This is a genomic window from Pseudarthrobacter scleromae (assembly GCF_014644515.1).
Taxonomy (GTDB): Bacteria; Actinomycetota; Actinomycetes; order Actinomycetales; family Micrococcaceae; genus Arthrobacter; species Arthrobacter scleromae.
Genome location: NZ_BMKV01000002.1, coordinates 462,343 through 485,234, shown reverse-complemented (window position 1 = coordinate 485,234; position 22,892 = coordinate 462,343). Strand labels below are relative to the sequence as shown.

The following is a 22,892-nucleotide window of genomic DNA, read 5'->3' as shown; positions in this document are numbered from 1 at the left end:
TCAGGCGCTGGCCGCGAGGTTCCGGCGCCGCACCCAGATGCCCAGGAGCAGGACCACCGTGACCATCAGCGGTGCCGAGTAGAGGAGGAGCCCGTTTTCACCGGAGGGGTCGTAGACCTCGGGCCGCGGCCAGGCGAGGTTGACCACCATCACGGCCCCGTAGAGGACGGCGAGGATGTTGACGGGGAGTCCCCAGCGGCCCAGGGAGAAGAGGCCGGCGGGCAGGGTCTGCCCCACCCGGTTCCAGTCGCCGCGAAGGCGGTTGATGAGCTGCGGCACGGTGACCAGGAGGTAGGCCAGGTAGACCATCACGATGCAGACGCTGCAGAGGGTGGTGAACAGTGCCGCGTTGCCCACGTTGATGGCGAGGACGCCCACGGCCAGGGCGCCGATGATGATCGACGGCCACATAGGGGTGCCCCGGGTGGGGTGGACCGTGGACAGCAGGGCGGACGCGGGGAGCTTGCCGTCCCGTGCCATGGAGAACACCAGGCGCGAGCCGGCGGTCTGGATGGCGAGGGTGCAGACGAAGATGGCGATGGCGACATCCACCAGCAGGACCTTGCCCCAGAAGGTGCCCAGGACTGCGGTGAGGACGTAGGGCAGGCCCTCGGTGGCGAGCCGGCCGTCGTCGAGGCTCGGCGCTGCCATCAGGGCCGTGATGATCATGAGCGCCCCGCCGATGCCCGAGATGAGCAGGGCGGAAAGGATGGTGCGCGGGGCGGTGCGGCGGGGGTCCTTGGTTTCTTCCGAGAGCTCCCCGGCGGAGTTGAAGCCCACCATCACGTAGGCGGCCATCAGGCCCGAGACCAGGAAGGCTCCCACCGCGCCGAGGTCGGATGTCTGGAGCACGGTGGTGTCCGCCACCACGTCCGGTCCGCGCTGGGCGGCGCTGATGAGGGCAAGGATCACGGCCACGACGCCGACGATCTCGCAGGTGACACCAACCGAGTTCACGTGGGCCATGAGCTTGACGCCGAGCGAGTTGATGACCGTGGTGGCCACCAGGAGGACGGCTCCGAGGATCACTGCATTGGCGGCGCCGGTGACGGTGTTCAAGGCAGGATCGCCGCCCACCACCTGGAAGCCGTCCCAAAGCTGGGGCAGTACAACCTGGAGGGCGATGGCGGCGGCTGCAGCGGTCACCACCTGGGCGATGGCCATGAACCAGCCTGCGAACCAGCCCACGCCTTCCCCGCCGACCCGGCGCGCCCACTGGTACACCGCTCCTGACAGCGGGTAGCGGGCAGCGAGCTCCGCGAAGTTCAGGGCCACGAGCAGCTGGCCCACCAGGACCACCGGCCACGTCCAGAAGAAGGCCGGACCGGCAAACGAGTAGCCGAAAGCGAACAGCTGGAAGATGGTGGTCAGGATGGACACGAAGGAAAAGCCGGCCGCGAAGGAGGCGTAGCGGCCGAGTTTGCGGTGGAGGGTGGGCTGGTAGCCCAGGGACGTCAGGTCCGCATCGTCCGCATGGACGGTGGGAAGAACGGTTGAGGTCATCAGATTCTCCGGGGGCTGGGATGCGTGGCGGGGGCCGCCGGTACTGCAGCACTCGGCCGAAAGCTGCGGAATACCGGTCACTTGATAGTTTTCCAGCGGGATGTCCCCGGGGAGTTTCACCTCTGTAAAAGGCGGATTGACATCTTGTTTCGGCAGTATTTCCGTTCCCTCACCGCCAACGCGGGCGCGCGAGGCCGCTCCGCATCCGTGGTGAGGCAATGCAAGAATGATGCGGTGACTTCAGCCGGACCGGGACGACCTCGCAGCCAAGAACCCTCCAGGCCAGGGGCCACAGCCCGGGACGAAATCCTGGATGCAGCCGCCGAGCTGTTCACCACGCAGGGGTTCGCCACCACGTCCACCCGGTCCATTGCGGATGCGGTGGGGGTCAGGCAGTCCTCGCTGTACCACCACTTCAAGACCAAGGACGACATCCTCGGGGACCTGTTGGAGGGCACCGTCCTGGCAGGGCTGGAGTTTGCGCGTGCAGTGGCTGCCCTGCCGCCGGCCGAAGGGGCGGCAGCCGGCCGGCTTCACGCCGTCGCGCTTTACGACGGAACGCAACTGTGCAGCGCCCGCTGGAACCTCGGAATCCTTTACCACCTGCCGGAGGCGCGCAGCGGCCGCTTTGCCCGTTTCCTGGCCGACCGTCAGGAACTGCGCAATCTGTACCGGGAGCTGGGCGCGGACCTGCCTCCTGCCGGCACGGCCGCCACGTGGCAATCCAGCCCGGGAGATTTGGCGTTCCGCTTGGTGGAATCGCTGATCAACCTGCGCGCGGACGGCATGGCAACCCCCGAATCGCCGCTGCAGGCTGCGGACGCAGGACTCATCCTGTGCGGACTGGACGCTGAACTGCCTGCCATCCGGGAGCAGGGCGCGGCGCTCATCGCACGCCTGGGCTGACGACCGCAGGGCCGCAGCCACTGTTTTCCTGGGGCGCAGCGTCCATGGTGCCCGCAATCAGGTTGCTCAGCTAGGCTCGGAACATGACGCGTGAGAACATCAGGACCCCCGACGGCGGCACGCTGGAGCTCTTCTCCACGGGTGCCGAGCTCGCTTCCGCCGGTTCGGGCGTTGTTATTGTGCCGCCCTCCATGGTGACCGCTGCGGATTACACCAAGTTCGCGCAGAAGCTCAGCGCGGCCCTGGGCCGTCCGGTGCACACGTTCAACAGGCGGGGCCGCGGCTCGTCGTCGCCCCAGCCGGAGGATTACACGCTGGATGTGGACATCCGCGACCTGCATACCGTCATGAAGCATACGTCCAGCACGGACGTATTCGGCCACAGCTTCGGCGGCGCCGTGGCGCTGCATGCGGCCCGGACGCTGCCCGTTGAGCGGCTGGCCGTGTACGATCCCGCCGTCTCCGTGAACCACAGCGTCAAGGCGGACTGGACGGCGGAGTACGAGCGTGCCGCCGCTGCCGGCGACGACGACCGCGCCCTGGCCGTGCTTCAGCGCGGGCTTGAAGCCGGCGGCGCATTTTCGTCCCGCATGCCGCTCTCCATGCTGACCCTGGCCAACAAGCTGACCGCCGGCACCTCAGAGGGCAAGCAGCAGCGGGAGATGATGCGCACCGGCGTCCGCGAGATCAAGGCAATCATCGCCGCGGACATGCCAGCCGAACCGTTCCTGGCGCTGCCGCTGGAGACACTGATTGTGGTGGGCGAGAAGAGCCCGGCGTACTTCGGGATTGCCTGCGGCCAGATCCACGATGTCCTCTCGGGATCCAGCTACACCATCCTCCCCGGCTACGGCCACGACGGCGTGATCAAGGCCCCGGACAAGCTGATCAAGGAACTGGCTGACTTCTACGCTGGCTGACCCCAGGTAAGTAGCAGCAGATGTCGTTTTGACGGCTCATTCCGACATCTGCTGCTACCCAGTTGGGCTAGTGGGCGGCGTGGGCCGGGACGGCACCTTCGGTCTTGCGCATCATCGCGGAGAGTACGACGGCGGCAAGGGAGATCACGGTTGCCGTCAGGAAGGCGGCGCTCATCCCCGCAACGAGTCCCGACGCCGCGGACACCACAGCGAAGATGGACACCAGCAGCGCGGTGCCGGCCGCGCCGGCCACCTGCTGGGCGGTGCTCATGATGGCCGAACCGTGGGAATACAGGTGCGGCGGTAACGGGTTCAGGCCGGTGGTGAACGCCGGGGTGAACAGCAGCGCCAGGCCGAAGCTCAGCCCCACGTGCAGGGTGACGATCCATGCCACGGACGTGCCGGCGTCGAGCATTGAAAACTGCCAGAGGGACAGCACCATCAGGATGGACCCGGAGACGGTGAGCGGCAGCGGCCCCACCTTGTCGAACAGCCGGCCGATGACCGGACCCAGCAGGCCCATGGCCAGGCCGCCCGGGAGCAGCGCGAGGCCGGTTTCGAGGGAGCCCAGGCCGCGGACCTCCTGCAGGTAGAGCGGGAGCAGGATGACGCCGCCGAACAGCGCCATCATGGCCACCACCATCAGCAGCACGGAGACCGTGAACATCCGGAAGTTGAAGGCGCGCAGGTCCAGCAGCGGAGCTTCGGCCTTCTGCAGCCGCACCTGCCGGAGGACGAAGACCGCGAGGCTGGCCACGCCGATCACCAGTGCCGCGATGGCCGTGGTTCCGGGGCCGGCCTGGCCGCCGTGGCCGCCGCCGATCTGGCTGAGGCCGTAGACCAGTCCGCCGAAGGCCGGGACGGTGAGGATGACCGAGGGGAAGTCGAGCCTGGTTTTCTCCGCCTGGCCGATGTTGGTCAGGTACTTGGCGCCGATCGCCAGGGCCGCAAGGGCGACCGGAAGGACGAACACGAACATGAAGCGCCAGGTGAAGTGCTCAAGGATCAGCCCGGAGACGGTGGGCCCCATGGCGGGTGCGACGGAGATGGCGATGCTGACGTTGCCCATCACGGCGCCGCGCCTGGCCAGCGGGACCAGGGTAAGGATGGTGGTCATCAGCAGCGGCAGCATGATCGCGGTGCCGCCTGCCTGGATGATGCGGGCCAGCAGGAGCAGCTCGAACCCGGGAGCCACGGCGGCAAGGGCCGTTCCGCCGGCGAAAAGGCCCATGGCGAGCATAAAGACGGCCCGGGTGGACAGGCTCTGCAGGATGAATCCGGTGGTGGGGATGACCACGGCCATGGTGAGCATGAATCCGGTGGAAAGCCACTGGACGGTGGGCGCGTCCACCTGCAGGTCCACCATGAGCCGCTGCAGGGCGACATTCATGATGGTCTCGTTGAGGATCACCACGAAGGTCGCCACCAGCAGCGTGCTGATGATGGTCACCGACTCGCGGGACATCTTCTCCGGCGCGGCGGGTGTGGTTCCTTCGGTGCGGACGGACTGGCCGCTGGCGTTCGGAGAGACTTCGGTAGACATGGGTGTTCCCTCAGGGAGTGCGATGAGTGGGTGCGCGGAACGTGGCCGCTGCAGATGCCAACACTCTACCGGTTGGACTAATTCCCCGGCACCGGAACTTTTCCCAAACCCTGAGGGAACACCTGGGGGCGGTGCTGCCGGACAGCCTGCCCGGCGCGTCCGCGCTACGCCGTCTGGCCTGCGTGCCGGCCTTCCGAGATTTCCTCCACCAGCTTGCTGTTGAAGGCAGGGAGGTCGTCCGGGGTGCGGCTGGTCACCAGTCCCTGGTCCACCACCACTTCCTCATCTGACCAGTTGGCGCCCGCGTTCTTCAGGTCGGTCGCCAGGGTGTGGTAGGACGTGACGCTCCTTCCCGTCAGCACACCGGCCTCGATGAGGAGCCATGGTCCGTGGCAGATGGAGGCCACCGGCTTGTGCTGCTCGAAGAAGCTCCGGGTGAAGCTTTGGGCGTCCTTGTCCACGCGAAGGTGGTCGGCATTGACCACGCCGCCGGGAAGGACCAGGGCGTCGTAGTCCGAGGCGTCCGCCTCTGCGACGGTGAGGTCGACGTCGAACGTGTCGCCTTTTTCCGTGCCGTTATAACCCTGCAGCTTGCCGCTCTTGGGTGCCACCAGGGTGGGCTGGCCGCCGGCGTCCTTCACTGCCTGCCAGGGACTGGTGAGCTCAACCTGCTCCACGCCGTCCGTCAGCAGGAATGCGACCTTCTTGCCTGCGATGCTGTGTTCTGACATTTTTTCCTCCTGGCCTGAGCGGGGGGCCGGCACCTGGTACAAGGCGCCGGCCGCCGCTCGAAACTTTGCTTGCCGGACAGCTTCCAGCCTAGGAAGAAGAAAAGTCATAAGCAAGCTGACTATTCGGGGGTGTCCTTCCCTACTTGACGGAGCCGGCCGTCAGCCCGCCCACAATGAACTTCTGCAGGTAGAGGAACAGGATGAGCACGGGAAGCGCGATCATCACCGAGCCGGCAGCGAAGACGCCAAGGTTGTTGCTGCGGTCCCCGGCGATGATGCCGAACATGCCCACCGCCAGCGTCTTGACGCCGTTGTCCGTCAGGAAAATGCTCGCCAGGATGTACTCGCCGATGACGGCCACGAATGCCAGGAGCCCAGTCACGGCCAGCACGGGCCTGATCAGCGGGAGGATCACGCTGGTGAACGTCCGGAAGTGTCCCGCCCCGTCAATCCGGGCGGCCTCGTCCAGCTCGTGCGGAATGGAATCGAAGAACCCCTTGATCAGCCAGACCTGGCCCAGCGCCCCGCCCATCAGGACCAGCGCATAGCCTGCGAGGGTGTTCAGTCCGATAGCCGGAACCAGCTCGCCGAATTTCGCGATCATGAGGAAGAGTGCCACGACGGCCAGGAACTGCGGGAACATCTGGACCAGGAGCAGCGCCAGCAGCCCGCCGCGCCGCCCGTAGAAGCGGAAGCGGGAGAAGGCGTAGGCCGCAAGCGTGCTCAGCAGGACCTGGGCCACGGAAACCGCAGTGCACAGGACCAGGGTGTTCAGGTACCAGGTTCCAAACGGGCCCTTGGAACCGCCCAGCAGGGTCTCGAAGTTGACCAGGCTGAAGGTGGTGGGAATCAGTTCCGTTGTGGCCACGCTTCCGAGCGGATTGAACGCCGCGGAAATGATGTAAAGGACAGGGAAACCTGCGAAAGCGACGCCGGCCAGGCCCACCATGTGCCGCCAGCCCACTTCCCGCCACCACCGCTTGCCGCGGGGCAGCTCGAGCCCGTCCTTGCGGACCAGCATGTTTGTCCGCCGCGCCGGTGCGCCTTCTTCTGCCGGAGCTTCCGTCAGCAGGTTGGTCATCGCACATCCTCCAAGGCTTTGGTGTAGCGGAACTGGATGCCTGCAAGCACTGCCGTGACAATGAACAGGACTACGGAAATTGCCGAGGCGAAACCGAACTCGGCGCCTGCCCCGCCGAACGCGATGCGGTAGGCGCCGCTGATCAGGATGTCCGTGGCGCCAATCTGTCCGCCGCTGGCCGGGAAGGGACCGCCGCCGGTGACCAGCTGGATGACGTTGAAGTTGTTGAAGTTGAACGCGAACGAGGACACCAGCAGCGGTGCCACGGCCACCAGCAGCAGCGGGAACTGGACCTTGGTGAAGGTGGTCCAGGAGCTGGCGCCGTCGATTTTGGCGGCCTCCGCGATGTCCTGCGGAAGCGCCTGCAGCGCTCCGGTGGCAATCAGGAACATGTAGGGGAAGCCCACCCAGAGGTTGGTCAGCAGCACGGCGACCTTGGCAAGGAAAGGGTCGCCAAGCCAGTCGATCTTGGCTCCGCCGAGCATCGAGTTGATGAGCCCAAAGTCCTTGTTGTAGAAGCTTTGCCAGACGATGAAGGAGATGAACACCGGGATGGCGTAGGGAACGATGATGACGGCCCGGTAGAGCTTGAGTCCGCGGATGCGGGGATCGTTAAGGGCGGTGGCGAGGAGGAGTCCGACGACGAAGGTGGTGGCCACCGAGCCGACGGCGAAGACGAGCGTCCACACGAAGGAGCCGAGCAGGGCTTCACGGACCTGGGGGTCGGTGAAGAGACGGACGTAGTTGGCGAGGCCGACGTTCCGTTCCCAGCTTTGGTCGAACCCCTTGCTGCCGTTCGCGTCCGCGAAGTATTCCCGGTCGCCGAACTGCTGGACTGTGAAGACCTTCCCGGACACCGAATCGGTGATGCTGTCCGTTCCGGCGTCGTAGGTCAGTGTCTGGACGCCTTCGAAGGCGCGGTTGATGCCCTGGGCGCGGATCGCGCCCTTGTCCGTGGGGACAGTCAGTCCGCTGATCTTCGGCCCTGCGGCGTTGACTTCCTTGCCCGTGAGGATCTGGTAGCCGTCGGCACCGCGGACGTAGCCGCCGTCGACCGTCACGTCCTCCCCGGCAAGCGGGCGCAGGCCCTGCTCGTCGCCGGCGAAGATGCCGTTGGCCGGCGCCTCCACCAGGAAGAACGTGAAGGGCCCGTCCGCAACGGACCCCGTGGTACCTACTGTCAGGTTGAAGGTCCTGGACTCCGGAAGCTGGGTCACGGAGTTCCGGACAATGGTGGAAACCGCGTCCTCCTTGGATCCGCGGGTTCCGTCGCCTGAGTTGGTGAAGGACAGCTGCACGGTGGAAAGAATCGGCAGGAGGACAAAGACGGTGAGGAGCAGGGTGCCCGGCAGCAGGTACTTCAGCGGCACCAGGCGCTTGGTGGAATAGACGGCCAGGAGCCCTGCGGCACCGGCCCACAGTCCGATGAGCATGGCCCATTCGCCGCCGGCAAGCAGCAGCGGCGTCAGGGATACGGCGGCGCCGAGCACGGCCCCCAGTCCAAGGATCTTGGCCAGCAGGGCGGGGACCGACGCGGTGGAGCCCAGCGAAAGTCCGGGCCCCACCGCCTTCCCCGAGGAGTTCTTAGTTCGGGTGGTCATCGGGGTGTTACTTCAGTGCACCGGCGATTGTCTGGCCGGCCTGCTCCATGGTGGCCGCGGGGTCTGCGCCGCCGGCGATGGCGGCCTCTGCCTGGCCCAGCGGGGCCCACACGGCAGCCATCTGGGGCAGCGAAGGCATGGGGATGCCTGCAGCAGCGGCATCGGCAGCGATCTTGGTGTCAGGATCGGTCTGTGCCACTTCTTCCACCAGGGATGCGATCGCCGGCGGGATGCGGACTGCCTCGTACAGCGCGCGCTGGGTTTCCTTCTGCGATGCGGCGGTCTGGACGAAGGTTTCGGCGAAGGACTTGTTCTTGCCCTTGGACGCGACGTAGAACGACTGCACGCCGGTGAAGGGCTGCGCGGGCTCCATGCCCGCGAAGCCCGGGACGGCGCTCAGGCCGTAGTCAATCCCGGCTTTCTTCACGTCGCCGAGCGCCCATGGGCCGTTCACCATGAAGGCGGTCTTGCCCTGGTTGAACAGTGCGATGGAGTTGTCGGCGCTGACGGAGGTGCTGAGGACCTTGGAGCCCTTTTCGCCGAGCTCGGCGATCTTCCCGGCAGCCGCGATGGAGCCTTCCTTGCCAACACCGAGGTCTGCGGTGTCGAAGCTGCCGTCGGCCTTCTTGCCGAAGAGGTAGCCTCCCGCGGACGAGTACAGGGGCTGCATGAAGTAGGCGTCGCCCTTGGGGCCCACCTGCAGGTTCAGCGCCCGCTCGGCGGTCCCGGCGGCTACTGCCGCGTTGCCGGCCACCAGCAGGTCCTCGAAGGAAGCAGGCGCCTCGGGGGCAAGTGCCTTGTTGCGGATAAGGACCAGGGATTCAACCGAAGCGGGCATGCCGTAGGTCTGGCCGTTGTAAGTCACGGCGTCCGTGGCCACAGGCAGGAGGTCGGCCTTCTGCTCGGCGGTGATCTGCACGGGATCGATGGCACCGTTCTGGACCAGGTTCCCGATCCAGTCGTGCGCACCCATGACAATGTCCGGACCGTTGCCTGAGGCGTTGGCCGTGACGAAGTTGGTCTGCAGCTCGGTGGCAACGGTCTGGACTTCCACCGTGATGCCGTTCTCTTCGCCGAACTTGTCGGCGATGGGCTGCAGTGCCTGGACCACGGGGCCGTTGGCCCAGATGACGAGGTCGGCGTCCCCGCGTGCGGGTGCCTCGCCGGTGGCTGCTTCTCCAGCCTGGGGGGCAGCTGCCGCACTTTCGGAGGCAGCGCCTGATGCGCCGCCTGCCGGGGCCTGTCCGCCGGAGCAGCCTGAGGCGAGAAGCATCAGGGAGACGGCGGCCGCCGTCGTGAGTGAAAGCCTGGCCTTGCGGGCCAAGGGCTTGGTAAGAGCTGTGCGCACCGATGCGCCTCCTTCATGAATTTGGGCAACTGCCCGGTATAAGAAATGCCCGCCCTGTGAGATGTCGGCTGTCAGATGCCAACCCTGGCGGTGAGACAAGTCACAACTGTAAGCGATTCCATTGAGAACGTCCACACGATCCGCGAATTAAAGTTTTCCGCGTGGATACTGAATGGAAGCTGTTCCATTTCTGCCGCAAATACCGCTAGCATAACCGGATGACCAACACACTCACCCTCGATGAGTCCGACGTATCCGCACTCCGGCTGGTGCCGGTCCACCCCGCCGACCACGGCACGGAATGGTGGCGGTCCTCGGTGATTTACCAGATCTATCCCCGCTCGTTCCGGGACCTCAACGGCGACGGCCAGGGCGACCTGCCCGGCATCACGGCCGAGCTGCACCAGCTGGCGGCGCTTGACGTCGACGCCGTGTGGCTCTCACCCTTCTATGTTTCGCCGCAGCGGGACGGCGGGTACGACGTCGCCGACTACTGCGACGTGGATCCCGTGTTCGGCACCCTGGCGGACTTTGACGCACTGGTTGCCCGGGCAGATTCGCTGGGCATCCGGGTGATCATCGACCTCGTGCCGAACCACTGCTCCTCGGACCACGCCCTGTTCCAGGCCGCACTCCAGGCAGGGCCGGGAAGCCCCGAACGGGAGATGTTCATCTTCCGGGACGGCCGCGGGGCCTCCGGGGAGCTCCCGCCCAACAACTGGCAGTCGCACTTTGGCGGCCCGGCCTGGACCCGCATTACCGAGCCCTCCGGCGAGCCCGGCCAGTGGTACGTGCACCTTTTCGATTCCTCCCAGCCGGACTTCAACTGGGACAACCCGGCCGTGCACGCCGAGTTCGAACGCGTCCTCCGCTTCTGGCTCCAGCGTGGCGTTGCGGGCTTCCGCGTGGACGTGGCCCACGCCCTGGTCAAAGCCGAAGGCCTGCCGGACTGGCATGGCCGGCCCGACGGCATCAGCACCGACGATTTCCCTGGCAACCTTGCGCCGATGTTCGGGCAGCCTGAAATCCACGACATCTACCGCAGGTGGCGCGAGGTCCTGGCCGAGTTCGACGGCGACCGCATCCTCTGCGCCGAAGCCAGCATCGATCCCCTGTCCCGGCTGACGAACTGGGTCCTGCCGGACCAGATGCACCAGGCGTTCAACTTCGCCTACCTTGGCACCCCATGGGACCCGGCCCGGCTGCGTGCCGTGATCGAAAGCTCGCTGCGGATGTTCGATTCGGTCGGGGCGCCCACCACCTGGGTACTTTCAAACCACGACGTCGTCCGGCACGCAACGCGCTTCGGCATCGTGGAGCCTGCGGCCCGCCCCGGCGACGGCCTGGGTGCCGAGGATGTCCAGCCCGACGCGGAGCTTGGCCTGCAACGGGCCGCCGCGGCCTCGATGCTCATGCTCGCGCTGCCGGGCGGCGTGTACCTGTACCAGGGCGAAGAACTGGGGCTGCCCGATCACACCACGATGGACCACACGTTCCGCCAGGACCCGTCATTCAAGCGCACCGCGGGAGAACGCATCGGCCGGGACGGCTGCCGGGTGCCCCTGCCCTGGGAGGCGGCCGCACCGGCTTTCGGCTTCAACAGCACCGGCGAGTCCTGGCTGCCGCAGCCGGAGGAGTGGGCAGCGCTGTCCCGGGATGTGCAGGACCGGGACGGGTCCTCTGTCCTGTCCCTGTACCGCCGGGCGCTGGGGCTCCGCCGCGCCCTGAAGCTCGGAGCCGGCTCCCTGGACTGGCTTGAAGGGTCCTCGGCTTCGGATTGCGTGACGTTCGTGAACAACGGAGTCCTGGTGATGATGAACATGGGTGAGGCGCCGGTTGGCCTGCCCGGCCTGGAGATCCTGCTCAGCACGGACGGGGACGCAGCCGCCCAGCGTAAACTGGGACCTGCGCAGTGCATCTGGCTGCGCATGGGGCCAAGCGGAACATCAGAGGGTCAGTGGCAGGAATCAGGGATGTAGCCCGTTTGGCGGGTGTTTCGCAGGCGACGGCGTCGCGGGCTCTGAGCGGGAAGGGCAGTGTGTCCGCCCGGTCCAGGGAGGCCGTGACCGCCGCCGCCAGCGAACTCGGCTTCGTCATGTCCTACCACGCCTCCAGCCTGGCGAGCGGGCGCAGCCACAACATCGGGGTGGTCCTCCCCTTCGTCAACAGGTGGTACTTCGCCACGCTGCTCGAGGGCGCCAATTCAGCGCTGATGGACGCCGGCTACGACCTCACCCTGTACGACTTCCAAGGCGACCGGTACCGGGAATCGGTGCTGGGGGATTTCCTCCTGCGCAAGCGGCTCGACGGCGTTTTGGCAGTTTCGCTCCAGCTCAACGCGCACGAGACCGAACAGATCCTCGCGGCCGGAATCCCGGTGGTCGGCGTGGGCGGTCCGCTGCCTGGGATCCCCACCCTCCGGATTGACGACGTGGAGGTGGGCCGGCGCGCCACCAACCACCTGATCAGCCTGGGGCATACGCGGGTGGCGCACCTCGGCGGCGAGCACGAATACGGCAGGAACTTCGAGATCTCCAGCGGCCGCCGTGCCGGGTATGAGGACGCGATGGCGGCGGCAGGCCTGCCCCTGCGCGAAGCCTGGTCCCTCATTTCCGATTACTCGGCGAACGATGCGTACAAGGAAACGAAGCAGCTGCTGGCGGATGCAGAGGAACGGCCCACCGCCATCTTCTGCGCATCCGACGAGATGGCCTTCGGCGCAATGCTGGCGGCCCGCGACCTCGGGTTGCGGATCCCCGAGGAGCTGTCCGTCATTGGGGTGGACGGCCACGAAATGGGCGAGATCCTGGGACTGACCACCATCGACCAGTTTCCGCGGAGCCAGGGTACGCGGGCGGTGGAGCGCCTGCTGGCGCTGGTGCAGGATGACGGGGACGCCGCCGCCGCAGGGCCGGCGGATGAGCTGATGGAGACCCGGCTGGTGGTCCGCTCCAGCACCTCCGCACCCCGCATCCCCGCCGGGCAGCCCGGCGCCTGACAGCGGTTGGCCCCCGGACAACGGTTCGTTTGAGAGCAGCGGGGAGTCAGCCGCTGTGGTGTCCGATCAGCCAGACCGCCATCTGCCGGGCACGGTCGGCGGCCAGCGTGTCACCCTCGACGGCCTGGATGACGGACCCCTTCATCAGGATCAGCAGCGAGCGGGCAAACTCTTCGGGGCGCACCAGCCCGGCCTCTTCCGCCACGGCCTGGACATGGCCGCGGATCTTTGCCAGGTAATCGATGCTGGCCTGCCCCAGCGGATGGGCCGGCCCCATCTCCAGCATGACCCTCACAAACGAACAGGCCTCGAAGTCCTCCCGCAGGAACCAGTCCCCGAACACGTCGAAGATCGCCAGCAGCTGCTCCTCGGGAGTGGTGCCCCGGCGGCGTGCCTCGGAGAGGATCCCGTCCATGGTCCACTGTTTGTCCCGCTGCTCCAGGAATGCGAAGACCAGCGAGTCCTTGGACGGAAAATGCCGGTAGAAAGTGGCTTTGGCAACCCCGGACCGCTCAATGAGCTCGTTGACGCCGACGTCCCGCACGCCGCGCGTGGAAAACAGCTCGTAGGCAACAGCCAGGATCCTGTCCACCGAATGGGCAGGACCGGATTCCGCCAGCGCGGCAGCTTCGGGGAACGCCGGGACTTTAGCCTCTGGATTCATCGCAAAATCAGTCTACTCCGGGGGAAGACAGACCGGTCTTCCCACCTGTAATGTTTCCCGTAGCGCAGTGCTTCGACGCCGTGGAGGCCCCCACACAGGCCGCTTCGGACAGGTGCAAGGAGGCCCCGATGTCAGCAGAGCGGATGTTCCAGAGCGTTCCCTCAGACCCTGATTCGTGGATGGCCGATGACACCCCGTCCGAGATCCGGGAGTTCGCCATTGAGTCCCTCCGGTGGCAGGCCCAGGAAATCATCGATGAAGTTCTCTGCAGCCGCGAACCCGGCGAAGAGCTGGCCAGGGCCCGGCTGCGCCGCTGCGTTGCCAAGCACCCCGGCAGGCCGGAGCGCGCGTTGCTCGAACAGCTGATGACCAACCGCGAAGAGCCGTGCATGTAGCGCAGCCCGGGGTCAGGAACTCAGCGGTGCGTTGTCGATCAGCCGCACCGGCCCCACCTTGGCGGCAATGAGCGCCAGCGCCTCACCGCTGAACGGCGTCTCCCGGCAGTTCTCCGCGAGCGGCTCCAGGGTGACCGGGTCCACCACGTCGAAGTAGTCCAGCGCCACCAGCGGCTGGGATTCCACCAGGGCCCGGGCTGAGTCAAGGTCCAGCGGTTTCCGGGTGTTTGCCCGTTCCTCCAACAGCCGGAGGGCCCGCGCCAGCACCAGGGCAGCCTCCCGCTCTTCGTCAGACAAGAAACGGTTGCGGCTGGACAGCGCCAGCCCGTCGACAGCACGCACCGTTGGTACGCCCACGATCTCCACCGGGAAATTGAGGTCCGCCACCATGCGCCGGACCAGTGCCAGCTGCTGCGCGTCCTTCTGGCCGAAGTACGCCCGGTAGGCGGGCAGGCCTCCCGGTGCCGCACCTGCGGCAGGCAGCCCCGCGGCGGGCAGGCCGTAGTGGAGGAGCTTGGCCACCACCGTCAGGGCACCGTCAAAATGGCCCGGCCGGGAGGCGCCCTCCCATTTTTCGCCCAGCCGGCCAGAGGTGATGCGCACCAGCGGTTCCCCGCCGGGGTAGACCTCCTCTACCGGCGGCGCGAAGACCAGGTCCACGCCCTGCTCCTCCAGCAGTGCAAGGTCGGCGTCCAGCGTGCGTGGGTAGCGGTCCAGGTCCACGGCGTCGCCGAACTGCAGCGGGTTGACGAAAATGGTGGCCACCACAACATCGTTCTGTTCGACGGCGGCACGCGCCAGGGCGGCATGGCCCTCGTGGAGCGCACCCATGGTGGGCACGAGCCCCTGGGATCTGCCCTGTCCGGAGCCCAGCAGCCGGGCACCTTCGGTTCGAAGGCCGGCCACCGTGGTGGCAAGTTTGATGGGCATCGTCAGTCCTCCTTGGGATCGAGGGCGTGGCGCAGCCCCTCCAGCTGGTCCGGCTTCAACAGTCCGCGCCCCTCTGCCCGCAGGGCGGTGGCGCGTGCCATGGCAAGGTAGGCGGCCAGCACATCGCCGTGCCCGCCGCCGTCGAACTCCCGCAGCGCCTCGGCGTGCGCCGCGACCGTGCCAACGTCACCGCGCGCCACCGGACCGGTCAGGGCGGACTCCCCTGACGCCAGCGCGTTCTCCAGCGTGGCCCGCAGGAGCGGGCCCAGCATGCGTTCCGGCAACTCCACTCCCACCGAGCGCAGCAGCTCGGACGCCTGCGCAACGAGGGTGACCAGGTGGTTGGAACCGTGCGCCAGGGCTGCGTGGTACAGCGTCCGGTCCGCCTCGGCAATGGCCACCGGCTCCGCGCCCATCTCCACCACCAGCGCCTGCGCAATGGGAAGCATGGCGGCATCGGCCGTGACGCCGAAGGTGCAGTCCAGCAGCCGGGTGAGGTCCAGGCTCATCCCCGTGAACGTCATGGCGGGGTGCAGCGCCAGCGGGACGGCTCCGGCGGCCCTGACCGGGTGCAGGACGCCCACGCCAAACCGGCCGGAGGTGTGCGCAACCAGCTGCCCCGGCTGCCATGCGCCCAGCTTCGCGAGCCCGTCCACCAGGCCCGGGAGGGCGTCGTCGGGGACGGCCAGCAGGACCAGCTCCGCCCGCTCAACAATCTCCTGCACTTCCAGGACGGGCACGCCGGGGAGCAACGTTTCTGCGCGCTCACGGCTCGCCTCGGAGAGCGCCGAAACACCGACGACGGCGTGTTCCGCGGCGCGCAGGGCGGCGCCAAGGACCGCCCCCACTTTGCCCGCGCCGATGATTCCGACGCCGAGGCGTCCCGGCTTAGCCATGCTGCCCGCCTTCCTGTTGCTGTGGGGTTGGGGTTGGGGTTTCCAAGGGGGTTGGGACTTCCAGGGGCCCGGCCACTGGCCCGGTGCCGGCCGCCGGGTCACCAGGCGCCACCTGCCGGAGCCATTGTTCGGTGGTTTGCCGCTTCCTGGCCAGCCGTGCGCGCGCAGACTGCTCGTCGAACAAGGACAGGGCCACCTCCGTAGTTGCCTGGGCCAGCCGCGGCACCACGGGTCCGGGGGTGGTGTGGAGCACCAGGTCGGCAACGCGGAACCGGCGTGCCAGCGGACCCTGGTGCAGGGCGATGGACTGAGTGCGCTGGTGCGGAACCACCACAAGCTGCCGCCACCAGCGCCCCGAGCGGAGCAGCAGGGCGGTGTCCGTGGCCGCGAACCCGTTCCGCCGCCAGCCCAGGGGGGCGAGCCAGCGGGCCCTCCGCGGCGTGGTGACGAATCCGCCGTCGGAATCCAGTCCGGTCAGCCCCGCACCGAAGACGACGGCGGGCTGCGGGGTTCCAGGGTCCGGCAGCACCAGTGCGAGCATGCCCATCACGTCCGCCAGCGTGCCGACGGGCAGGAGGGTGGTCCGGGCGGAGCCTTCTCCCGCGTTCTCCACCACACCGTAGCCTGCCACGTTGACCTGCATCCGGTACCAGCCCAGCGGACGCCACAGCGGCGGCTGGGTGACCTTCAGGGCCTGGATCCGCCCGGGCGGAAGGGTCTGCGCCTGGGTGTCCAGCAGGCCGTAGCGGAGCCGGATGCCGTCCGGGGAGATCGCGGCCGTGAAGTTGTAGCCCTTGTTGAACAGTCCCCAGTAACTGGCTGCCAGGCCAAGGCCCGCAGGAATGAGGTAGAGGTAGAACGCCTGGCTGTCCGTAGCGGCTGCGAGCACCACGGAGGCAATGCCGCCCGCCACCACGAAGAAGCTCTGCTCGCTGAGCAGCAGGGAACCCACAAGGCGCTGCGGCGGCACGGACAGGACCTGGAATTCGGGCGCCTCGGGTGACGGCTGCTCCGGGTTGGCGGGGTCAACGGCCACGCCCGCGGCACGGGCCAGGATGGTGGCGCGGAGCTGCCGGGCGTCGTCGATTTTCAGGTAGGCCAGGCGCACCGCCGACTCTCCTGCGTCGGCCACCTCGAACTTGAGTTCGGCGAGGCCGAAGATCCGGGCAAGCAGGGGCTGCACGATGTCGATGGCCTGGACCCGGTCCAGCCTCGCCTGGCGCTGCTGCCGGAAAAGGAAACCGGTATTGACCCTCACGTAGCCGCCGGACACCTGGTACTTGGTGAAGTACCAGGTGAGGAGGAAGCCCAGCACCGAAACCAGCAGCACCGTGCCGCCGCCCGCCAGCAGCCAGGAAGCCCGGCCGGCGAGCTCTTCCTCGAAGACCGGCCTGCCCTGCAGCGAGCGTTCGAAGATGTCACGGCCGAAGAAGAAAGCTATGGCGGCCAGGGCTACCCAGCCGCGGATAAAGGGCGAGGCCGGGTGCACGCGCAGCCACTCGCCGTCGGACGAGATGGCTGGCTGCGCGGTGTCCGGCTGCGCTGCAGCCGCGGCGCCGCCTGCGTCAGGGAGGGAGGCGGCGGGCCCGGGACGCGGTTCCTCCGCAGTCACAGCCCTGCCAGCCTGGCTTCGCCCCGCGCCGCCAGCTGCTCGCGCAGCCGGGCACCTTCTGCGGCGGGCAGGCCCGGGATCTGGGCGTTGGTGCCGGGTGATGCGGTGTGGAGCTTAAGCGTGCACAGGCCCAGTCCGCGCTCCACCGGGCCCACGCCGATGTCCACATACTGCATGCGCCCGTAGGGGACGGCCATGGTGCGCTGGAAGAAGATGCCGGTCCTGATCAGGAGGTCGTCATCGCGTTCGGCATAACCGATGGCACGGACCTGCCGCGGGATGAGCGCCAGCCGCCAGAGGGCTGACACCAATGCCACCGCGGGCACGGCAACTGCAAGCCACAGCGGCGGCCAGGCCCACACGCCCGCCAGGACAAGCACCAGCGGAAGGGCCAGCACCAGCACGGTGGCCACGTTGGCCAGGGCCCACTGCACCATCCTGACGGTGACGTACTTCGGGGACACGCGCTGCCAGGTGATGCCGGGAGGGTCAATCGCCTCGGTACGCATATTCGCCTTCCCCGGCGGCTTCACCATGCACGGTACGGCCGGGTTTTCCCTCGATGCCCTTGGTGTCGCCGTCCTCCGGCGGAATCTTGCAGAACCGCTCCACCAGCAGGCCCACCACGATCATCACCAGTCCCCCGCCGGCCATGGCAAGTGCCAGCCAGGTGATGCCCTGGTTGCTGCGCAGGCTCCAGATGCGGAGCTGGTCCAGAAAGATGCCCACATGCCAGCCCAGGAGCACGGTTCCGGCGTAGGCGCAGGCCTGTGCCAGGACCAGGGTCCGCGCGGCCAGGAGCGGGTCAAGCACGGGCCTTTTCCGGGTTCCGTTCTTTGCGCCCGTCCTGGCACCGGTGCCGTTGAGGCTGTTGCGCCACTTCAGCACCCGGATGCCCAGGATCAAGGTGATGGCAACGATCACGCCCATGGTGGCCAGGGCGGTGGCCGGGAGGACGGGGGTGGACATGCTGAACCGGCTGGTCACCACCGTGGCGGACCAGCCCGCCACGGCCAGGATGAAGCCGATGAGCAGGAGGCGCAGCGGATTGATGGGTTTCATCGTTCTTCCACCGCCCCGGCCGTGGGCACGCCGTCGAAGTCACCGAAGCCGTCGAACGGTGCGAGGTCGCCAAAATCGTCAGCCCGGGCGGCCAGAGCGCTGATCCGTTCCCCGTCCAGGGTGGCAGCAGGCTCGATGAGCGACCACGGGTAGAGGACAAAGGCGCGGACGGCGGCGCGGGGGTGGGGCAGGGTCAGGGTGGGGTCGTCGCTGCGGAGGTCGCCGTAGGTGATGATGTCGACGTCGAGCGTCCGCGGCCCCCAGCGCACCTCCCGCACGCGGTGGTGCTTGTTCTCCACGGCCTGGCAGTGGTCCAGCAACTGGTGCGGAGCCAGGCTGGTTTCCACGGTGATGACCATGTTGAGGAAGTCCGGCTGGTTAGGGGGACCGCCCACCGCCTTCGTCTGCACAACCGGCGACACGGCGAGCAGCCGCACCTCCGGCGGATCAACGAGGTCCGCCACAGCCTCGGACAGGGTGTCGTTGCGCTCGCCCAGGTTGCTGCCGAGCGCCAGGACTGCCTTGGTATAGCCGCTGTTCATGGCCCCTCCCCCTGGGCTTGCTTATCCCCATCGCGCATTTCCCCATCGCGCTTTTCCCCAACGCGCCGGGCGCGGTGGACGCTGACCGCCACGTCGCCGAAGGGCACCTCGATGGGCGCCTGCGGCTTGTGGACGGTGATATCCACGGCCTCCAGCTGGAACTCGGACAGCAGGCCGTCAGCGATCCGAACAGCCAGGGCTTCAATCAGGTTCAGCGGCTCGCCGGAGATCCACTCGGTAATACGCTGCGCCACCTCGCCGTAGTGCGCGGTGTCCCGGACGTCGTCGGACTCCGCCGCCTTGGCGAAATCCAGGTACAGCACTGCGTCCACAACAAAAGGCTGGCCCTCGCGGCGTTCGAAATCAAACACGCCGTGATGGCCGACGGCGGTCACCCCGCTCAGCGTAATCCTGTCCATGGCGCGCGGCTTAGCTGTCGGCGCGGGGTGCGGCCATGCGCGCGGCAACCTTGACGGCGTCAAGGCTGGGGCCGACGTCGTGCACGCGGACGGCCCAGGCGCCGCGGTAAGCGCTGATGGCGGTGATGGCGGCGGTGGCGCCGTCGCGCTCCTCCGGGGCGGCGGCCTTGCCGGCCACCGTGAGCAGGGTGCCGAGGAACCGCTTGCGTGAGGCGCCCACCAGGATGCGGTGGCCCAGGCTGTCCAGCTGGTCCAGGTTCTGCAGGAGCTCCCAGTTCTGGGCGTCGTTCTTGGCGAACCCCAGGCCCGGGTCCACGATGATCTTTTCCGCGGTGACACCGGCGGCATACAGCTTGTCCCGCACGCCTGCGAGTTCGGCCACCACTTCCCCCGCCACATCCTTGTAGTCGGCGAGCGAATTCATGGTGCGCGCGTCCCCGCGGCGGTGGGTAAGGATGTACGGAACCTTGGCGGCCGCCACGAACTCCGCCATTTCCGGTTCGATGCTGAGGCCTGAGATGTCATTGACAATGGCAGCACCGGCTTCCACCGCAGCGGCGGCCGTGGAGGCGTGCGTGGTGTCGATGCTGACGAGCGCCCCTGCCTTCACCAGTGCCTGGATGACGGGGACCACACGCTGCTGTTCTTCTTCCGGGCTGACGTCCTCGGCACCGGGCCGGGTGGATTCGCCGCCAACGTCAATGATGTCCGCACCGGCGTAGAACATCCGCAGCCCCGCCGCGATGGCAGTGTCCGCCGTGGCATGCCGGCCGCCGTCGCTGAACGAATCCGGGGTGACGTTCAGGATGCCCATGACCAGCGTGCGGTCCGTGGGGAGGTCTTCGAACCGGGCCGCCGGCCGCGGTTTGCGAAGGATGGGCAGGGGGGATGTTGCGGGGCCGGTTCCCGGCGCTGCAGCGAGTGAGTCCATGGTCTGGGGTTTACCTTCCGAGGATGAGGCTCATGGCTTCGGCACGGGTGGCCGGGTCATGGAGCTGCCCGCGGACCGCGCTGGTGACGGTCTTCGCTCCGGGCTTGCGGATACCGCGCATTGACATGCACATGTGTTCGCATTCAACAACGACGATGGCGCCACGGGGTTTGAGGTAGCGGACCATCGCCTCGACGATCTCAGTGGTGAGCCGCTCCTGCACCTGCGGGCGGCGGGCGTAAATGTCCACGAGCCGGGCCAGCTTGCTCAGGCCCGTCACCTTGCCCTCGTGAGACGGGATGTAACCCACGTGGGCCACCCCGTGGAACGGCACCAGGTGGTGCTCGCAGGTGGAATAGAACGGGATGTCCTTGACCAGGACGAGTTCCTCATGGTCAAGGTCGAAGGTGGTGGACAGGACGTCCGCGGGGTCGTGGTGCAGCCCGGCAAACACCTCGGCGTAGGCCTTGGCCACGCGCTTGGGGGTGTCGATGAGGCCGCCGCGGTCCGGGTCCTCTCCGATGGCAATGAGAATCTCACGGACGGCCGCCTCAATCCGGGGCCGGTCCACCTTGTGGTGCTTTGAGTGGTGGGATCCGCCCTCCGCCGGATATCCGGCGGAGGCGGGAACGTCGTCGTCGTCGAAGTGGGTCACGTAGAAAGCTTAGCCGCGAAGGGTGTCCGGGCCCGCGTCGGTGACGCCGCCCTGGAACGGAGCATCCTCCGGAACACCCTGCGGGTGCGGCGGCTGGGCGTCCAGCGGCTCATCCAGGCGCGCCTGCTTTGCCTCCTCCTGGGCCTCGCGCTCCGCCCTTTCCTGGCGCGACTCCACCGGGCCCGCCATCTGGACCGGACGGGACTCCTTGGACAGCCACACTTCGCGGAAATCGCGTTTGCGGATGTCACGGAAGATGTCGGCGATCTCGGCCTGGTTCAGGGTTTCGCGTTCCAGAAGCTCGAGGGCCAGCCGGTCCAGGACGTCGCGGTTTTCGGTGAGGATGGCATAGGCCTCGTCGTGGGCCTGGTCGATGAGCCTGCGCACTTCCTCGTCCACCACGTAGGCGATCTGGTCCGAGTAGTTGCGCTCGTGACCGGCGTCGCGGCCCAGGAAGGGCTCACCGCCGCCCTGGCCCAGCCGGACTGCGCCGACGCGTTCGCTCATGCCGTACTCGGTGACCATCTTGCGTGCGGTGCCGGTGGCCTTCTCGATGTCGTTGGACGCGCCGGTGGACGGGTCGTGGAACACGATTTCTTCTGCAACGCGGCCGCCCATGGCGTAGGCCATCTGGTCCAGCAGTTCGTTGCGGGTCACGGAGTACTTGTCGTTGTCCGGGACCACCATGGTGTAGCCCAGGGCGCGGCCGCGGGGCAGGATGGTGATCTTGGTGACCGGGCTGGAGTTCCGCAGCGCTGCCGCCACCAGGGCGTGGCCGCCTTCGTGGTAGGCGGTGATCTTGCGTTCGTGCTCCTTCATCACGCGGCTGCGCTTCTGGGGTCCGGCCATGACACGGTCAATGGCCTCGTCCAGCGCACGGTCGTCGATGAGGTTCGCGTTGGAGCGCGCGGTGAGCAGCGCGGCCTCGTTCAGGACGTTGGCCAGGTCTGCGCCGGTGTACCCGGGAGTCTTCTTCGCCACGGCCTTGAGGTCCACTCCGGGTGCCATCGGCTTGCCCTTTGAATGGACCTGCAGGATCTGGTCGCGCCCGATCAGGTCCGGTGCTTCCACGCCGATCTGCCGGTCGAAACGTCCGGGGCGGAGCAGTGCGGGGTCCAGCACGTCCGGGCGGTTTGTGGCGGCAATGAGGATGACGTTGGTCTTGACGTCGAAACCGTCCATCTCCACCAGGAGCTGGTTGAGCGTCTGCTCGCGTTCGTCATTGCCGCCGCCGATGCCGGCACCGCGATGGCGGCCAACGGCGTCGATCTCGTCCACGAAGATGATGGCCGGGGAGTTGGCCTTGGCCTGCTCGAACAGGTCGCGGACGCGTGAGGCACCCACACCCACGAACATTTCCACGAAGTCGGAGCCGGAGATGGAGAAGAACGGGACGCCTGCCTCGCCTGCGACGGCGCGGGCCAGGAGGGTTTTACCGGTACCCGGAGGGCCGTACAGCAGCACGCCCTTGGGGATCTTGGCGCCCACGGCCTGGAACTTGGCGGGCTCCTGGAGGAATTCCTTGATCTCCTGGAGCTCTTCGACGGCTTCGTCGGATCCGGCGACGTCGGCGAAGGTTACCTGCGGCATGTCCTTGCTGACCATCTTGGCCTTGGACTTGCCGAACTGCATGATCTTGGAGCCGCCGCCCTGCATGCGGGTCATGAGGAACCAGAAAAGGGCACCCAGGAGGATGACGGGAATCAGCAGGGAGAGCAGGCCGGAGAACCAGTTGCTCTCAATCGGCTGGTCCGTGTAGCCCTGGGCCGGCCTGGCGTCCGTGACGGCCTTGACCACGTCCTCGGCGCGGGCGTCCACGAAGAAGAACTGGACGCTCTTGCCCTTGTCCTGCCCGTCGAGCTGCAGGTTGTCCTTCAAAGTCAGGTCAACGCGGTTTTCTCCGTCGAAGATCTTGGCCTGCTCCACCTGGTCCCCGGAGAGCAGTTCAAGGCCCTTGTCCGTGTCAATCCGTGCCGCACCACCGGGGGCAAGCGTTGCAAAGGCCACCAGGAGCAGGCCGACCACGACGACGATCCAGATGCCCGGGCCTTTGAAGAAGTTCTTAGCTTTCATCTGTTCGGGGGCTGGCCCCGTCCCTTCTGGTAGTGCTGCACGGCGAATAGTCTGCGCGCGTGATGGTGCTGCGTCAGCTTCT

General features: G+C 67.3%; 22 protein-coding genes. 5 read left to right on the top strand and 17 right to left on the bottom strand.

Translation table 11 applies throughout. From position 1 onward, the window contains the following. Positions 1-1,503: an amino acid permease gene (locus IEX33_RS07110; protein WP_188728906.1), complete on the bottom strand. Its 1,503-nt coding sequence runs from the start codon at positions 1,501-1,503 to the stop codon at positions 1-3. A 234-nt stretch (positions 1,504-1,737) separates the two neighbouring features. Here IEX33_RS07110 and IEX33_RS07105 point away from each other — a divergent pair, with 234 nt between their 5' ends. Both IEX33_RS07105 and IEX33_RS07100 read left to right on the top strand, forming a co-directional pair. Further along, positions 1,738-2,409, top strand: coding sequence for a TetR/AcrR family transcriptional regulator (locus tag IEX33_RS07105; RefSeq protein WP_188728904.1), 672 nt, complete (start codon positions 1,738-1,740; stop codon positions 2,407-2,409). 83 nt (positions 2,410-2,492) lie between these two features. Next, positions 2,493-3,329, top strand: coding sequence for an alpha/beta fold hydrolase (locus IEX33_RS07100; protein ID WP_104185690.1), 837 nt, complete (start codon positions 2,493-2,495; stop codon positions 3,327-3,329). A 67-nt stretch (positions 3,330-3,396) separates the two neighbouring features. On the opposite strand, the gene IEX33_RS07095 is transcribed toward IEX33_RS07100, so the two are convergent. The 5 genes from IEX33_RS07095 to IEX33_RS07075 form a co-directional block, all read right to left on the bottom strand. Next, positions 3,397-4,872: an MDR family MFS transporter gene (locus tag IEX33_RS07095; RefSeq protein ID WP_188728902.1), complete on the bottom strand. Its 1,476-nt coding sequence runs from the start codon at positions 4,870-4,872 to the stop codon at positions 3,397-3,399. Positions 4,873-5,036: 164 nt separating this feature from the next. Continuing rightward, entirely contained in the window at positions 5,037-5,603 is a 567-nt protein-coding gene (locus IEX33_RS07090) for a type 1 glutamine amidotransferase domain-containing protein (protein WP_188728901.1), read from the bottom strand. A 139-nt stretch (positions 5,604-5,742) separates the two neighbouring features. Further along, the gene (locus IEX33_RS07085) at positions 5,743-6,684 is read right to left on the bottom strand and encodes a sugar ABC transporter permease (protein WP_229675269.1); all 942 of its coding nucleotides are present in this window, start codon (positions 6,682-6,684) and stop codon (positions 5,743-5,745) included. Next, positions 6,681-8,285, bottom strand: coding sequence for an ABC transporter permease subunit (locus tag IEX33_RS07080; RefSeq protein ID WP_188728899.1), 1,605 nt, complete (start codon positions 8,283-8,285; stop codon positions 6,681-6,683). The genes IEX33_RS07085 and IEX33_RS07080 overlap by 4 nt, the downstream gene beginning before the upstream one ends. Before the next feature lie 7 nt (positions 8,286-8,292). Next, positions 8,293-9,633, bottom strand: coding sequence for a sugar ABC transporter substrate-binding protein (locus IEX33_RS07075; protein WP_188728897.1), 1,341 nt, complete (start codon positions 9,631-9,633; stop codon positions 8,293-8,295). Between the two features lie 218 nt (positions 9,634-9,851). Between IEX33_RS07075 and IEX33_RS07070 the strand changes: the two genes are divergently transcribed. Both IEX33_RS07070 and IEX33_RS07065 read left to right on the top strand, forming a co-directional pair. Beyond that, on the top strand, positions 9,852-11,612 hold the full coding sequence (locus tag IEX33_RS07070) for a glycoside hydrolase family 13 protein (RefSeq protein ID WP_188728894.1): 1,761 nt from the start codon (positions 9,852-9,854) through the stop codon (positions 11,610-11,612). Beyond that, entirely contained in the window at positions 11,591-12,631 is a 1,041-nt protein-coding gene (locus IEX33_RS07065; RefSeq protein ID WP_188728892.1) for a LacI family DNA-binding transcriptional regulator, read from the top strand. Before IEX33_RS07070 ends, IEX33_RS07065 begins: the two co-directional genes overlap by 22 nt. A gap of 46 nt (positions 12,632-12,677) precedes the next feature. On the opposite strand, the gene IEX33_RS07060 is transcribed toward IEX33_RS07065, so the two are convergent. Next, positions 12,678-13,295, bottom strand: coding sequence for a TetR/AcrR family transcriptional regulator (locus IEX33_RS07060; RefSeq protein WP_188728890.1), 618 nt, complete (start codon positions 13,293-13,295; stop codon positions 12,678-12,680). A gap of 128 nt (positions 13,296-13,423) precedes the next feature. Between IEX33_RS07060 and IEX33_RS07055 the strand changes: the two genes are divergently transcribed. After that, a complete protein-coding gene (locus IEX33_RS07055; RefSeq protein ID WP_188728888.1) occupies positions 13,424-13,690 on the top strand; it encodes a hypothetical protein in 267 nt (88 codons plus the stop codon). A 12-nt stretch (positions 13,691-13,702) separates the two neighbouring features. Here the strand turns inward: IEX33_RS07055 and panC are convergent, their stop codons facing one another. Genes panC through ftsH form a run of 10 tightly spaced genes read right to left on the bottom strand, consistent with a single transcriptional unit; the run spans position 13,703 to position 22,810 of the window. Further along, on the bottom strand, positions 13,703-14,620 hold the full coding sequence (gene panC / locus IEX33_RS07050; protein WP_188728886.1) for a pantoate--beta-alanine ligase: 918 nt from the start codon (positions 14,618-14,620) through the stop codon (positions 13,703-13,705). A gap of 2 nt (positions 14,621-14,622) precedes the next feature. Further along, on the bottom strand, positions 14,623-15,516 hold the full coding sequence (locus IEX33_RS07045) for a Rossmann-like and DUF2520 domain-containing protein (RefSeq protein ID WP_188728884.1): 894 nt from the start codon (positions 15,514-15,516) through the stop codon (positions 14,623-14,625). Beyond that, positions 15,509-17,128, bottom strand: coding sequence for a PH domain-containing protein (locus IEX33_RS07040; protein ID WP_377090341.1), 1,620 nt, complete (start codon positions 17,126-17,128; stop codon positions 15,509-15,511). Before IEX33_RS07040 ends, IEX33_RS07045 begins: the two co-directional genes overlap by 8 nt. Continuing rightward, positions 17,125-17,637: a PH domain-containing protein gene (locus IEX33_RS07035; protein WP_188728882.1), complete on the bottom strand. Its 513-nt coding sequence runs from the start codon at positions 17,635-17,637 to the stop codon at positions 17,125-17,127. The genes IEX33_RS07040 and IEX33_RS07035 overlap by 4 nt, the downstream gene beginning before the upstream one ends. Beyond that, positions 17,618-18,190: a DUF3180 domain-containing protein gene (locus IEX33_RS07030; RefSeq protein WP_188728880.1), complete on the bottom strand. Its 573-nt coding sequence runs from the start codon at positions 18,188-18,190 to the stop codon at positions 17,618-17,620. Before IEX33_RS07030 ends, IEX33_RS07035 begins: the two co-directional genes overlap by 20 nt. Further along, positions 18,187-18,732, bottom strand: coding sequence for a 2-amino-4-hydroxy-6-hydroxymethyldihydropteridine diphosphokinase (gene folK / locus IEX33_RS07025; RefSeq protein ID WP_188728878.1), 546 nt, complete (start codon positions 18,730-18,732; stop codon positions 18,187-18,189). The genes IEX33_RS07030 and folK overlap by 4 nt, the downstream gene beginning before the upstream one ends. Continuing rightward, on the bottom strand, positions 18,729-19,151 hold the full coding sequence (gene folB, locus IEX33_RS07020) for a dihydroneopterin aldolase (RefSeq protein WP_229675268.1): 423 nt from the start codon (positions 19,149-19,151) through the stop codon (positions 18,729-18,731). Before folB ends, folK begins: the two co-directional genes overlap by 4 nt. A 10-nt stretch (positions 19,152-19,161) precedes the next feature. Beyond that, the gene (folP, locus tag IEX33_RS07015) at positions 19,162-20,082 is read right to left on the bottom strand and encodes a dihydropteroate synthase (RefSeq protein ID WP_188728876.1); all 921 of its coding nucleotides are present in this window, start codon (positions 20,080-20,082) and stop codon (positions 19,162-19,164) included. A 10-nt stretch (positions 20,083-20,092) separates the two neighbouring features. Next, positions 20,093-20,737 (bottom strand): GTP cyclohydrolase I FolE, encoded by a 645-nt coding sequence (folE, locus tag IEX33_RS07010; RefSeq protein WP_188728873.1) that lies wholly within the window; start codon positions 20,735-20,737, stop codon positions 20,093-20,095. A gap of 9 nt (positions 20,738-20,746) precedes the next feature. Further along, entirely contained in the window at positions 20,747-22,810 is a 2,064-nt protein-coding gene (gene ftsH / locus IEX33_RS07005; protein ID WP_188728870.1) for an ATP-dependent zinc metalloprotease FtsH, read from the bottom strand. Between the last annotated feature and the right edge of the window lie 82 nt (positions 22,811-22,892).

Excerpts from the sequence above, each read along its gene's own strand:
- IEX33_RS07110 (WP_188728906.1), bottom strand. The coding sequence starts at position 1,503 with ATGACCTCAACCGTTCTTCCCACCGTCCATGCGGACGATGCGGACCTG.
- IEX33_RS07100 (WP_104185690.1), top strand. The coding sequence starts at position 2,493 with ATGACGCGTGAGAACATCAGGACCCCCGACGGCGGCACGCTGGAGCTC.
- IEX33_RS07095 (WP_188728902.1), bottom strand. The coding sequence starts at position 4,872 with ATGTCTACCGAAGTCTCTCCGAACGCCAGCGGCCAGTCCGTCCGCACC.
- IEX33_RS07090 (WP_188728901.1), bottom strand. The coding sequence starts at position 5,603 with ATGTCAGAACACAGCATCGCAGGCAAGAAGGTCGCATTCCTGCTGACG.
- IEX33_RS07085 (WP_229675269.1), bottom strand. The coding sequence starts at position 6,684 with ATGACCAACCTGCTGACGGAAGCTCCGGCAGAAGAAGGCGCACCGGCG.
- IEX33_RS07080 (WP_188728899.1), bottom strand. The coding sequence starts at position 8,285 with ATGACCACCCGAACTAAGAACTCCTCGGGGAAGGCGGTGGGGCCCGGA.
- IEX33_RS07070 (WP_188728894.1), top strand. The coding sequence starts at position 9,852 with ATGACCAACACACTCACCCTCGATGAGTCCGACGTATCCGCACTCCGG.
- IEX33_RS07060 (WP_188728890.1), bottom strand. The coding sequence starts at position 13,295 with ATGAATCCAGAGGCTAAAGTCCCGGCGTTCCCCGAAGCTGCCGCGCTG.
- IEX33_RS07055 (WP_188728888.1), top strand. The coding sequence starts at position 13,424 with ATGTCAGCAGAGCGGATGTTCCAGAGCGTTCCCTCAGACCCTGATTCG.
- panC (WP_188728886.1), bottom strand. The coding sequence starts at position 14,620 with ATGCCCATCAAACTTGCCACCACGGTGGCCGGCCTTCGAACCGAAGGT.
- IEX33_RS07045 (WP_188728884.1), bottom strand. The coding sequence starts at position 15,516 with ATGGCTAAGCCGGGACGCCTCGGCGTCGGAATCATCGGCGCGGGCAAA.
- IEX33_RS07035 (WP_188728882.1), bottom strand. The coding sequence starts at position 17,637 with ATGCGTACCGAGGCGATTGACCCTCCCGGCATCACCTGGCAGCGCGTG.
- IEX33_RS07030 (WP_188728880.1), bottom strand. The coding sequence starts at position 18,190 with ATGAAACCCATCAATCCGCTGCGCCTCCTGCTCATCGGCTTCATCCTG.
- folK (WP_188728878.1), bottom strand. The coding sequence starts at position 18,732 with ATGAACAGCGGCTATACCAAGGCAGTCCTGGCGCTCGGCAGCAACCTG.
- folB (WP_229675268.1), bottom strand. The coding sequence starts at position 19,151 with ATGGACAGGATTACGCTGAGCGGGGTGACCGCCGTCGGCCATCACGGC.
- folP (WP_188728876.1), bottom strand. The coding sequence starts at position 20,082 with ATGGACTCACTCGCTGCAGCGCCGGGAACCGGCCCCGCAACATCCCCC.
- ftsH (WP_188728870.1), bottom strand. The coding sequence starts at position 22,810 with ATGAAAGCTAAGAACTTCTTCAAAGGCCCGGGCATCTGGATCGTCGTC.